The organism is Salinispirillum sp. LH 10-3-1 (assembly GCF_030643825.1).
In the GTDB taxonomy this organism is placed as follows: domain Bacteria; phylum Pseudomonadota; class Gammaproteobacteria; order Pseudomonadales; family Natronospirillaceae; genus Salinispirillum.
In genome coordinates this window covers 2,004,040-2,016,019 of record NZ_CP101717.1, presented here as the reverse complement: position 1 = coordinate 2,016,019, position 11,980 = coordinate 2,004,040, and the positions used below count along the sequence as shown (strand labels likewise).

The following is an 11,980-nucleotide window of genomic DNA, read 5'->3' as shown; positions in this document are numbered from 1 at the left end:
CGCTGGGGTGCGTCTACTCGGCCGAACTGTTGACTCAGCAGGTGCGGAACATAAGTGTGCGGTGAAATTTTCAGGCCGCGTCGCGGGCATGAACGATACTCCAGTGTTGCTGCAAGCAGTTTAACTCAAGTTCCAATAAACGGTGATCAAGGCGTCGTAAAGACGGTTCAAAAAGTCGGTTTACGCATTCACTTTTCGGCACTCAGTTGGGTTACTTGCCAAGGAGCGGCACGATGCTCTGCGTCTTTAACCAACCGCTGATGCAATTCTGGCATTAAGCCTTCCATCTCCTGCTTGAGGCTGTACGGCGGGTTTACGAGGATCATACCGCTGCCCGTCATGCCGCGTTCCAAGTCGTCTGGCTTCACACACAGTTCCAAACGCAACATGTCAGGTATACCGGTTTTCACTAATGCGGAGATGAAAGACTCGGTGTCAGCGCGTTTGATGACGGGATACCAGATCATGTAAGTGCCAGTAGAAAAGCGCTGCACAGCGGCGGCCAGTGTTTTGGCTACTTGGGCGTAATCGGTTTTGATCTCGTAAGAGGGGTCGATCAACACCAACGCTCTTTTTTCTCGGGGTGGCAGGGTAGCGATCAAATGCTCCAAACCATCCTTCTGCAATACACCGATCGCACGTTGACGGCCGATATAGTCGCTGAGCAGTTTAAAGTCGCTGCTGTGTAGTTCGGTTAATTGAGCACGGTCGTGATCACGCAAATAGTGTTGCGCGATGGCTGGTGAGCCAGGGTAGTTGTTGAGTTGATTGCTGTTATTGTTAAAGACGCGAATCAGTGCGGTATAGTCGGCAAGTAAGCCTTGCAAGGGGATATCGTGTAACAGGCCTATACCCGTCATGAACTCGCCGGTCTTATTGGCTTCAGGACTGTCTAGACGATACATGCCAGCCCCCGCATGGGTGTCGATGTAGCAATAGGGCTTGTCCTTGCGGTTCATGTAATTGAGTACATACATGAGAACCGTGTGTTTCAGCACGTCGGCAAAATTGCCCGCGTGGAAACTGTGGCGATAGCTGAGCATGGGTAGTTCCTAAACAGCGGGAGGGGGCGTGCCCCGGAATGAACCGGGGTATTCTAACAACGCCAGATTGAGAAGAAAGAAGATTTTGACGCCCTTTAACGTCAGCCGTCTTTGTTAATCTGTGAGATCAACTCGGCCTGCACCTTATCTGCCTCATCATTACTGACCTGGCAAGTACCTGCAGCTTCATGACCGCCACCACCATACTTGAGGCACAGCTCGCCGACATTGGTGTTGCTGGAGCGATCAAGAATGGACTTGCCAATGGCGAACACGGTGTTTTGTTGCTGCAACCCCCACATGCGATGAATGGAAATGTTGCAGTCGGGGTAAAGGGCGTAAACGGTAAAACGATTGGTGGCCCAGATATCTTTTTCGCGCTGCAGGTTCAGCAATACTAAATTGCTCTTTACCTCAGCACAGCGACTGATTTGTTCAACAGCCAAAGGCTCATGCTCCCGGTACAGTTTTACCCGTTCAGCAACGTCAGGCAGTTGTAGAATCTGATCGATGGTTTTTACCCGACACTCATCAATCAACATCATCATCAATTGATAATTGGAAATACGGAACTCACGGAATCGACCCAAGCCAGTGCGGGCATCCATCAGAAAATTGAGTAATGACCAGCCATCAGGGTAGAGGATCTCATCGCGGCTAAACTGCGCGGCATCGCCTTTATCAACCGCCTCCATCAGTTCAAGGCTGATATTGGGAAAGCGCTCGGCACCACCATAATAGTCGTACACTACGCGCGCTGCAGAGGGTGCATCCGGGTCGATGATGTGGTTATCGTGCTTCTCGTTACGCAGGGTTTCACTGAAGTGATGGTCAAATGCCAGATGTACGCCCGGTACATAGGGTAGATTGGTGGTGATGTCGCGTTCGGTGACTGCGACCTTACCGTCCTGCATATCCTTCGGGTGGACGAACAAAATGTCGTGAATCATGTTCATTTCTTTCAGCAGTGCGGCGCACACTAAGCCGTCGAAGTCACTGCGCGTTACTAGCCGGTAGGTATCTGGCATCGTGAATCTCCTCCTGGAACTTTTATAAGTCTCGCTTTATAACTGTCAGTATAACGCTAACACTGTAAGAGTGGCTGAGTTTTTTTGCTCTCTAAACCAGTCGTGCTGGATCCAGCAGCACCTTTAACTCTTCTTCCGATAGGTCAGTTTTTTCCATCGCTACGTCCAATACGGACCTACCCGTAGCATAGGCCGTTTTTGCAATATCTGCCGCCGCATCGTAACCAATAACTGGATTCAACACCGTTGCCAGAATCGGGTTGCGTGCCAAGGGTGCATTAATCGCCGTTTCATTATAGACCAAGCCAGCCAAGGCCATATCAGCCAGCGCGCGACAGCTGCGACTGGCCAGAGTAATGTTAAGGTGCAGATTGTAGGCTATCAAAGGCATTGAGGTATTCAACTGGAATTGTCCGTTTTGTGCCGCTAAAGCAATCGCTTGGTCATTTCCTATGATCTGAAAAGCGGCCTGCACCACCGCTTCGGGAATCACCGGGTTGACCTTGCCGGGCATTATGGATGATCCTGGTTGCAGCGCTGGCAGTTGGGCTTCTTGCAGTCCAGCCAGAGGGCCGGAGTTCATCCAGCGCAAGTCATTGGCGACCTTAATCAGCCACGTAGCCAGTTGGCGCAATGTACCGGACAGTGCCAGTAAGTCTTGTTGTCCACTTTGCAGTGAAAAGTGATGCTGCGTGCGTGTCAGGGTAAGTCCTGTTGCCAGTGAAAGATGCTGAGCCACCCGTTGACCAAGCTCATCATGAGCATTTACCCCTGTACCCACCGCTGTGCCCCCCAGGGTTAACTGGCAAAGAGCACGTAAGTTGATCTCTAATTGGGCTTCGATATCAACGAAAGGTTGCCGCCAACCATCGATTTCTTGTGCCACGCTGATCGGCATAGCATCCATCAAATGCGTGCGGCCGGTCTTCACGATGTGGCCATAAGTGGTGCTTAGCGCATCGAAACGCTCGCACAAGTGTCGCAGGGCTGGCAAGAGATGTGAATCAATCATGACGGCGGCCATTAAATGGTTGCAGGTCGGAATCACGTCATTACTGCTTTGGCCGCGGTTTACATCATCGTTTGGGCTAATCGCCAAGCCACTTTTCTGAGCAGCGCTTCGTGCCAGCACCTCATTCATGTTCATATTGCTACTGGTGCCTGAACCTGTTTGAAACACATCAACGGGGAAATGATCCAGCAGCTCTCCGTCGACGATGTCTTGAGCAGCGGCTTGAATGGCCTCAGCCTTTGCCGTGTCTAATTCACCCAGTTCGCCATTCGCCAGCGCAGCCGCTTGCTTGATCAACGCCAGCGTTTGCAGCCATTCTGGCGGCATTCGCCAAGGGCTAAAGTGAAAGTTGTTGACTGCACGCTGGGTTTGCGCGCCAAAAAGTGCATCGGTGGGGACGTCAATTGTTCCTAAGCTGTCTTTTTCTGTGCGTTTGGGTGCAGGCATGGGTCGACTCCGAGTGCGTGCGATGATTGGCGATAACAAAGAGTAAGAGATAATGAGAAGAAGTATGGTTCGGTGGGGCGTGGCTGTCACCCTCAGAGCGCTTTGTAACGGAAGAATTACAAAATAATGCTTTTCAATTCAAAAATGTTTTGATAAAACTAGATTTAGGGATAAGCCCTGACTCGGAAGTCGCGATCAAAAAATAATAAAGAGAACGCGCAATTATCATGTTGTTAAGTTGCAGAGGCTTTATGGCCTTCCCCTTCAAAGTATTCTATCTCAGCGAGTGGTTCGACGAATAGCCACTGCGTCTCTGTTTGACCCCAAAAATTTAGTTTCTAAACCATAATGCACGGCATTTCTGCGCGCGAATTCTATCGTGTGTCTGAACATCTCGTCTGATGCTTGCCTGTGCCCGACGGAAATAAAAATAATGAAGAATCATACGACTGTATACAGTGGGTTCGCTCTGTGCGCCCTGAGTTTAGCCTTGGCGGGTTGTTTGCCCGAAGATGAGAAGAAAAGTTCGTTCAGCATGCCACAAGGGCTTGCCAGCAATGCAAGTACTGTCCAAACGCCCGTAAGCTCTGCTGGAACCTGGACTGTTATCCGCCAGAACCAATTGGTCGGTGGTGCTTCCGGTATCTGCTCGAGCGCTGGTCAAGGTGCTTGCGAAGACTGGAACGCATGGGCTGCGGGTAACCTGACCCCTGAGCAGATTGCAAATTCTGCCGTGGCCGTTACCGAGCCGATTGAGCTATCGGAAGCCAAAATCGCTGCCTTGGTTGCAGACCCATCTTGGGCGGAAGATGAAGACTTCCAAACCGGTGTTGAGCTGATACTCAACTATCTACGTGGCGAAATTGTGGATGGTGATGGTGTTGCAGAATACGACGATTGGAGCGACTTCCGGGCGGCATTCCTTGATGTGGCAAATAGCGATGTAGACGGATTGCCTGAGGGTATTGATGGTGATGTTATTTGGTTTGACTCCACATCTGCCCAGTACGCCACCTTTGAAAGCTTGAAGAAGGCTGATGAGCGCTTGAACTACACCGTTGATGCAGGAAAGGTCGCTGCAGCTAAGGCAGTGATTGCTGGGTTGCCTGCGGATACCTTGGATGAAGATCAGCAAGCCATTAACGAAGTATTAGATTCGTTGGAATCAGCAACGACCCGTAACCAAGACGAATTGTTGGCTGCGATTAGAGCCTTTGTTCTGAATGGTGAAGTGCTTGGTGATGGTGCTATTTGGGACACCATGGACGAAGACGATTGGTACGACATCCTGTTGTACGAGACCAGTACTGAGGTTGAAAAGAGTAAGCCTTACGACGGTCCACAAGATCAAACCTATCAAATCAGCCAAGCTATCATCGACGCTATCGCTGCGGCTGACTGGTGGGTCGAATCAGAGGGTGCCCAAACCGTAGCGATTCTGCAGCATTTGTTGGACGAGAACGAGGGAGTCACGTTTGAATTCTCTAGCCGCGATGCTTTTCGCGATGCTTTTATGCCTGTTTTGCTTAAAGAAGGTTTCGAAAACGGCGGCCAACTCTGGAACTCACTGTCCGCAGAACTGCGCTTCCGTTTGATGGAAGAGCTGGTTGACGACATTGCCGACTATGAACGCCCGATCGAATACGTCAGTCATGACGATACACGCAATCGTGATTCTGTCACCATCATCGAAGATTTTATCGCCAAGGCGAAAGTGGCTGGTAACACCGATACGCCTAAAATCTTGGTCATGACGTCTTCTGCCGCTAACAGCTACGAAGCAGCTGACTACTATGTGGGTATGTTCACCCATGAAGGTGCTACTGCTGAGTGGTTGCCGCTGGATCGCGCTTACCGCAAAGCTCATGATGCTAACCAGTGCGATTGGCTGAGCGCCTATCACTCAGGCTTCTCATCTGCCGCGCATTTGGATCTGTTGTATCCAGACTACTTCACGGCACACATGGATGCCTGTGAGAACGGCTTGGCCGCGATGATTGACAGTGCCGACGGTATCTTCATCAACGGTGGTGATCAGGTACGGACCTTTGATGCTCTGGTAACGTTCAATGATGGCAATCGAGTAGACAGTGCCGAACTGACTCAGATTCTGGCGCGTCACGCTGCAGGTGAGTTGGTGATCGGTGGTACCTCTGCGGGTGCTGCTGTACAAGCCGGCGGCAAGCTGAACGACAGCGCCAACACCAACCCTATGGTTACCGCTGGCTCTCCGCACGGCATTCTGAAGAACGGTTACACAGCGAACTCGGCTGAATTGACCGGGGGCATGGGCATCTTTGACTTCGGTGTGACCGATACCCACTTCTCTGAACGCGCTCGTGAAACTCGTTTGATTCGTCTGGTTGAGCATGGTGATGTACGTTTTGGCTTCGGTGTTGATGAAACGACTGCCTTAAACGTTCGTCATGAAAAAGATGAAAATGATGAAGAGCGAGTGGTAATGACTGTATCGGGTCGTTCTGGTGTTTACATCGTGGACTATGATACCGCCACCACCATCGCAGATGCACCGTTTGAAACACGTGGCGTCACTACGCACTACTTGAACGCTGGCGATAGTTTCGTGTGGTACCCAGCAACTGAGACCTATGTCGTTCATGTTGACGAGAACCGTACTGCTAAAACAGTTGCATCTTCACCATCAGCCACTACGACATCAAGCGATATTCTGTATCAAACGGAATACGTCGACATGGCGACGGCGTTGTTCATGAATGGCGGTGCAATTGCACGAGGCACTTCAGACGAAGATGACCCAGAGTACCGAGTTGAATTGAAAGTGAACAGCAACACGCGCGCTTTTCAGTCTGGTGACGCGGTTACTTACACCTATGTAGAAGTAGAGTTGTCGCACGACAACAACTACTAATAGCAAGCCGATTTAACGTCTGCGCTAGTTTGCCTCCTTCGGGAGGCTTTTTTACACCCAGTAGAAAGGCACAAGGGATGCTAGAGAAAAAGTAAGGGGGCAGAAATAACGAAGCCGACACGAGGTCGGCTTATTTACTGAGTCGTCAGTAGAACGGGAAATTATTGTTTTTGTATCCGTTCTGCCTTGATCAGCGCCTTATTTTTATTTTTGGGCGGCGCTGCGGTCTCTGTGCTCGGTTGTTATTTTTGTTTTGGAGCTTTTTTGTTCTAGGTATCTTCATCAGATAGCTGCTTTGGTAATCGCAGGTGCTGTGCCAGTTTTAAAATAGCTAATAAAAACAATAGTTTATGAGTTTTTCGTGGGAGGGCTGGGGCGCGATTATGACAATCGTGTTACCGTAAGAAACCTGATGTGTGGTGTTCGGTAACACTCGAATGCGGGGTCGGCGGGTGTAAATACAACACCCTACTTGACGGCGAACCCTAGGGCGGTGTGTTTACACCCGCCAACTGCTCTACCGCAGTGTTGTCCCCCAAAAAAGACCATCAAAGCCAATCCGATTTACATCCCTCGCTGTAAACCCTACTGTTATCTTTTCGCCTAATGGAATGTGAATTATGTCGTTGTCTTTTGCCCACATTACCCTGAATGATTTAGCGAGTATGCGTTCGCGTCACCGCGCACAACTGATCAATGCACTGAGCGGCATTAAAGGGGTGCATTTGGTGGGGACGCGCGCAGCGGATGGCACGGAGAATCTGGCTATCTTTAATTCGGTACTGCACATTGGCGCGGACCCGGCAGCCCTTGGCATACTCTTTCGCCCGCTCTCCGTCCAGCGTGATACCTACGACAATATCAAGGAGACCGGCGAGTTCACCTTGAATCTCGTTTCAACGGAGATACTCGACGCAGCGCATCAAACCAGTGCGAAATACGAGTCGGGTCAATCGGAGTTCAGCGCGACCGGCTTAACGCCTTGGTACAGTGCTGATCATGGTGCCCCCTACGTAAATCAAAGCCCAATAAAAGTCGGCTTACGCTTTGAGGAAGAGCACACCATGGCAATCAATGGTACGGTGCTGCTGGTGGGGCGAGTACAGGAAGTCTGGGTGCCCGAAGGGGCAGTAGGAGAAGATGGCTGGCTTAAGTTGGATGATTGGAACATCGTGAGTGTGGCCGGGCTTGATGCTTATCATCAGGGGACGCTTATTGAACGTAAGGGGTATGCCCAACCTTGAGCGTTCTGTCACAGCGTGACGAAATTGAAACATTCTATAATTAAAACAAGTAATTGAAGGAACTATGGCCTCACAATGATGTCGTAGAAGATGCCACTAACTCGGGAGTAAACAATGCATAAGACACTTTGGGCGAGCCTAGCGCTGGCAACCGCCCTAACGGCGAGCACCGCTGCGGCGCAAAGCTGGGACGATACCGTCAGCGCTGCACGTGGCCAAGAGGTTTATTTTAACGCGTGGGGCGGTAGTGAAGCGATCAATGACTACATCCTCTGGGTTGCTCAGCAAGTACGCAATCAATACGGTATTCGCTTGGAGCACGTCAAAGTGGCGGATACCGGTGACGTTGTCAGTCGCGTGCTGGCCGAGAAAGCGGCCGGACGGACGGAGAATGGTACGGTGGACTTGGTGTGGATTAACGGTGAGAATTTTCGCGCCATGAAAGAGCAGGATTTGTTGCTCGATCCGTGGACGCACCGCTTACCTAACTATCGTTATGTGGATGTAGAGAATAAACCCACGGTTCTGATGGACTTCTCTACACCGGTTGACAATATGGAAGCCCCTTGGGGTATGGCGCAGTTAGTCTTTATGTACGACTCCCAGCGGGTAAACACACCACCGCGCAGTATGCCGCAGTTGCTGGAGTTTGCGCAGGCTAATCCGGGCCGTGTGACCTATCCGGCACCCCCAAGCTTTTATGGCACAACGTTTTTAAAGCAAGCCCTGTTGGAACTGGTTGAAGACACCGACGTTCTATACTCGGACGCACAACAAGCGGATATCGGTGCGACCTTGGCTCCCTTGTGGGCTTTTCTCGACGCCTTGCACGCGGTTGCTTGGCAGGGTGGTCGCACTTTCCCCGGTGATGCGCCGGAAATGAAACAGTTGCTGAACGATGGTGCGATCTTATTGTCGTTGTCCTTCAACCCTAACGACGCGGCCAATGCCGTTGCCTTGGGTGAGTTGCCGGCCAGTGTGCGCAGCTACGTGCACGAGGGTGGCACCATAGGAAACACACACTTTGTGGCTATTCCCGCGAACGCCAGCGCACCAGAAGCGGCCCAGGTAGTCGCTAACTTTCTGATGTCACCCGACGCGCAAGCACGCAAGGCAGACCCGGAAATCTGGGGCGACCCAACGGTATTATCTATACAACGCTTGAACGAACAGCAACGCCGCTGGTTCGAGGATATTCCCTTGAGTCCGCAAACCCTCACCAGTGCGGAATTGGCGTCTGTGCTACCAGAGCCTCATGCCAGCTGGGTGAGCGTTCTAGAAGCTGAATGGCAGAACCGCTACGCCCGATGACAGCAGTGCCGCCGTCCAGACTCAGAAAGGTATTGGCATGGTTCCCTGTGCTGACGGCGGCGGTATTCGTGTTGCCGGTGGTGGTTGGCCTGTTGGGTACATGGCTACCGGCGTTTGGGTATTTACCGGTATTGGGTGCGCGTGATATTGACCTCTCAGCGTGGGCCTATCTAATTCAGCATCCGAGTGCACCTAAAGCGTTATTGCTGTCGGTCTGGACCGCTTGGGCCTCTACAATACTCTGCTTGCTGATTACTCTGCTGATTCTTAGCCTGACGTGGGAAAGTCGAAGCTTGCGCGGTCTGCGGCGCAGTTTGTCGGCGCTGCTGGCAGTGCCACACGCGGCTTTCGCCATAGGTATCGCCGCGCTGATAGCGCCCAGTGGCTGGTTGCTGAAATTGATCAGCCCCAGTCTCACCGGTTTTGATCTACCCCCCAATTTCTCGTTGGTAAAAGACCCTTGGGGCATCAGTTTGATGCTGGTGCTGACGCTGAAAGAAGTGCCCTTCGTATTGTTCATGGCGCTCGCCGCTTTGAATCAATTGCAGGTTGATCGCTCTTTGCGCATGGCACGGAGCCTCGGGTACAGTGCATTTTTGGCGTGGTGGCGCGTGATCATTCCGCAGTTGCTGCCCGTTATTCGCCTCCCTATGTTCGCCGTACTGGCTTATGGCCTGTCGGTGGTGGATATGGCCATGATCATGGGGCCAAATGCGCCGCCAACTCTGGCTGTGCTTGTGCATCGTTGGTTCAACAGTCCCGACATCTTGTTGCGTTTACCGGGTAGCGCCGGGGCTACCTTACTGCTTCTGATCACCGTCGTAAGCCTAGGGTTGTGGTGGCTCGTTGAAAAAGGCTTGGCGCGTGTGCTGAAGTGGCGCCTGACGGGTGGCCGCCGTAGCTCTATTTGGCAACACTTTACCTGGCCCGCCATGGGTTTGAATTGGCTGTTGATCGCGGCTGCTGTTGGGTCGTTCTTGGTGCTTCTGGTTTGGAGCTTTGCGTTTCGTTGGAGCTTCCCGGATGCTCTGCCCGAACAATACAGTACTCGGTTTTGGCTACGTGGTTGGAACCAGTTGATACAGCCGCTTTGGCTGACGCTGTATACCGGACTGGCCGCCGCCCTTATAGGGCTGGTGCTGGTGGTCGGCTGCTTAGAGCATGAAGTCACACTACGCCGCACCAAACCGCATTATAGCGGTCCGAAAACGCTGTGGTTGATATATGTGCCCTTAATCGTGCCACAAATTGCCTTTCTCTTTGGCGTGCAAATGGTGTTGGTGTGGTTATCGCTAGAAGGGCGCTGGCTTACATTACTGTGGTCACACTTGATGTTCGTGGTGCCTTATATCTTTCTCAGCTTGTCGGGACCGTATCGCAGTTTCGACGACCGCTACCTGCGCCAGGCCACCTTGCTTAGAGGCTCGGAATGGTGTGCCCTGTGGCAAGTCAAATGGCCGATGTTGTTGCGGCCTTTACTGTACGTCAGCGCCTTAGCGTTCGCGGTCAGTTTGGCGCAGTATCTGCCAACTCTTTATGTAGGGGCGGGGCGCTTCGCAACAGTGACCACAGAGACGGTCAACATCGCCTCGGGCGGTGACCGCCGTATAGTCGCTGTGTACGCTTTATTTCAATGGCTCGCGCCCATGTTGATTTATTCGTTGGCGCTCATTATTCCTGCCTGGCGTTTTCGTCATCGTCGGGCCATGCAGCTGGAATGACTATGTTGATACTTGAAAACTTACACATTAAACAAGGCGCCGAGGCATTGTTTCCGCCGGTAACCTTGAGTGTGCAGCCCCGCGAAGTGGTGACCTTAATGGGCCCGAGTGGCTGCGGGAAGTCTACCTTGTTAGCGGCCATCGTCGGCGATCTTGCGCCAGCCTTCACTTACACCGGTGTGATCAAATTGCATGAACATGCCCTGGATAGCTTGCCGATGGAGCAACGTCATGTCGGCTTGCTGTATCAGGACGACTTGCTGTTTCCGCACATGAGCGTGGCCGAAAATCTCTTGTTTGCGTTGCCGACCGGACTCAGTCGCCAGGAGCAGCAAGCGCGCATCGTCGCAGCGCTGAGTGAGGCCAGTCTTGAGGGCTATGGTGATCGTGATGTCGCCAGCCTATCTGGTGGTCAGCGCGCCCGCGTCAGTTTATTGCGCACGCTTTTGGCCGAGCCGCAGGCGGTGTTGCTGGATGAGCCGTTCAGCAAGCTGGACTTGCAGTTACGGGAGCAATTCCGTACTTGGGTGTTTACTGAGCTGGCGCAACGTGAAGTGCCGGTGATCCTAGTCACGCACGACCCCGCCGACTGCCCCGGTGGACGCGTGTATGACTTACCCAGTGGAGCTATGACACCATGCTAGATCGCTATGCATTGCCCTTAATCAAGCCTCCGTTGAACCGTATCGCTAAGACTCTGCACGGCTGGGGTATAACGGCCAATCAAGTCACGGTGACGGGATTTTTTGTTGGCTTAATGGCCGTGCCTGCCATCATGGCGAATCTCTATTTTCTTGGGTTGGTGTTTATTCTGTTGAACCGCGTGGCAGATGGCATCGACGGCGAGCTGGCGCGCCTGACGGAGCCCACGGACGCCGGAGGTTTTCTCGATATCACCCTGGATTTCTTTTTTTATCAGGCCATTGTCTTTGCCTTTGCCTTGGCTCATCCGGCGAATACGCTGTGGGCGTTGATACTGATGCTTTCGTTTGTGGGAACGGGTATTAGCTTTTTGTCTTTTGCGGTAATGGCAGAAAAGCGGCAAATCAAAAGTCTGACCTATCCCAACAAAGGCCTACACTACATGGCCGGTTTGGCTGAAGGTACTGAAACCATTGCCATCTTTGTGGTGTTCTGTCTCTTTCCTCATTGGTTCCCGTGGCTAGCAGGGGCCTTTGCATTGTTGTGCTTTGTGACCACCGGGATGCGAGTGCATTACGGCTATAAGGCCTTGCGCAGTGATCCGGTCAATTAAATCAGCACGGTAGATATTTCTGCACTATA

Annotated in this window: 9 protein-coding genes; 6 read left to right on the top strand and 3 right to left on the bottom strand. The window is 52.1% G+C overall.

Translation table 11 applies throughout. The features are described 5' to 3' along the window. Positions 1 to 188 precede the first annotated feature (188 nt). The 3 genes from NFC81_RS08970 to NFC81_RS08960 form a co-directional block, all read right to left on the bottom strand. A complete protein-coding gene (locus NFC81_RS08970) occupies positions 189 to 1,043 on the bottom strand; it encodes a 23S rRNA (adenine(2030)-N(6))-methyltransferase RlmJ (protein WP_304994146.1) in 855 nt (284 codons plus the stop codon). A gap of 101 nt (positions 1,044 to 1,144) precedes the next feature. Continuing rightward, positions 1,145 to 2,071: an exopolyphosphatase gene (locus tag NFC81_RS08965; RefSeq protein WP_304994145.1), complete on the bottom strand. Its 927-nt coding sequence runs from the start codon at positions 2,069 to 2,071 to the stop codon at positions 1,145 to 1,147. 91 nt (positions 2,072 to 2,162) lie between these two features. After that, entirely contained in the window at positions 2,163 to 3,530 is a 1,368-nt protein-coding gene (locus NFC81_RS08960) for a class II fumarate hydratase (protein ID WP_304994144.1), read from the bottom strand. A 433-nt stretch (positions 3,531 to 3,963) separates the two neighbouring features. On the opposite strand from NFC81_RS08960, the gene NFC81_RS08955 reads away from it, so the two are divergent. The 6 genes from NFC81_RS08955 to NFC81_RS08930 all read left to right on the top strand — a co-directional run bounded on the left by NFC81_RS08955 (position 3,964) and on the right by NFC81_RS08930 (position 11,951). Then, positions 3,964 to 6,420 carry a cyanophycinase gene (locus NFC81_RS08955; protein WP_304994143.1) on the top strand — a complete coding sequence of 819 codons (2,457 nt, stop codon included), beginning with the start codon at positions 3,964 to 3,966 and terminating at the stop codon, positions 6,418 to 6,420. 620 nt (positions 6,421 to 7,040) lie between these two features. Then, a complete protein-coding gene (locus tag NFC81_RS08950) occupies positions 7,041 to 7,664 on the top strand; it encodes a flavin reductase family protein (RefSeq protein ID WP_304994142.1) in 624 nt (207 codons plus the stop codon). A gap of 114 nt (positions 7,665 to 7,778) precedes the next feature. Beyond that, a complete protein-coding gene (locus NFC81_RS08945) occupies positions 7,779 to 8,975 on the top strand; it encodes an ABC transporter substrate-binding protein (protein ID WP_304994140.1) in 1,197 nt (398 codons plus the stop codon). After that, the gene (locus NFC81_RS08940) at positions 8,951 to 10,696 is read left to right on the top strand and encodes a hypothetical protein (protein ID WP_304994139.1); all 1,746 of its coding nucleotides are present in this window, start codon (positions 8,951 to 8,953) and stop codon (positions 10,694 to 10,696) included. Before NFC81_RS08945 ends, NFC81_RS08940 begins: the two co-directional genes overlap by 25 nt. A gap of 2 nt (positions 10,697 to 10,698) precedes the next feature. Next, the gene (locus NFC81_RS08935) at positions 10,699 to 11,340 is read left to right on the top strand and encodes an ATP-binding cassette domain-containing protein (RefSeq protein ID WP_370529855.1); all 642 of its coding nucleotides are present in this window, start codon (positions 10,699 to 10,701) and stop codon (positions 11,338 to 11,340) included. Continuing rightward, the gene (locus NFC81_RS08930; protein ID WP_304994137.1) at positions 11,334 to 11,951 is read left to right on the top strand and encodes a CDP-alcohol phosphatidyltransferase family protein; all 618 of its coding nucleotides are present in this window, start codon (positions 11,334 to 11,336) and stop codon (positions 11,949 to 11,951) included. Before NFC81_RS08935 ends, NFC81_RS08930 begins: the two co-directional genes overlap by 7 nt. Positions 11,952 to 11,980: the final 29 nt, after the last annotated feature.

What these genes read in the sequence shown, in the direction of transcription:
- NFC81_RS08970 (WP_304994146.1), bottom strand. Translation starts at nt 1,043, where the DNA reads ATGCTCAGCTATCGCCACAGTTTCCACGCGGGCAATTTTGCCGACGTG.
- NFC81_RS08965 (WP_304994145.1), bottom strand. Translation starts at nt 2,071, where the DNA reads ATGCCAGATACCTACCGGCTAGTAACGCGCAGTGACTTCGACGGCTTA.
- NFC81_RS08960 (WP_304994144.1), bottom strand. Translation starts at nt 3,530, where the DNA reads ATGCCTGCACCCAAACGCACAGAAAAAGACAGCTTAGGAACAATTGAC.
- NFC81_RS08955 (WP_304994143.1), top strand. Translation starts at nt 3,964, where the DNA reads ATGAAGAATCATACGACTGTATACAGTGGGTTCGCTCTGTGCGCCCTG.
- NFC81_RS08950 (WP_304994142.1), top strand. Translation starts at nt 7,041, where the DNA reads ATGTCGTTGTCTTTTGCCCACATTACCCTGAATGATTTAGCGAGTATG.
- NFC81_RS08945 (WP_304994140.1), top strand. Translation starts at nt 7,779, where the DNA reads ATGCATAAGACACTTTGGGCGAGCCTAGCGCTGGCAACCGCCCTAACG.
- NFC81_RS08940 (WP_304994139.1), top strand. Translation starts at nt 8,951, where the DNA reads ATGGCAGAACCGCTACGCCCGATGACAGCAGTGCCGCCGTCCAGACTC.
- NFC81_RS08935 (WP_370529855.1), top strand. Translation starts at nt 10,699, where the DNA reads ATGTTGATACTTGAAAACTTACACATTAAACAAGGCGCCGAGGCATTG.
- NFC81_RS08930 (WP_304994137.1), top strand. Translation starts at nt 11,334, where the DNA reads ATGCTAGATCGCTATGCATTGCCCTTAATCAAGCCTCCGTTGAACCGT.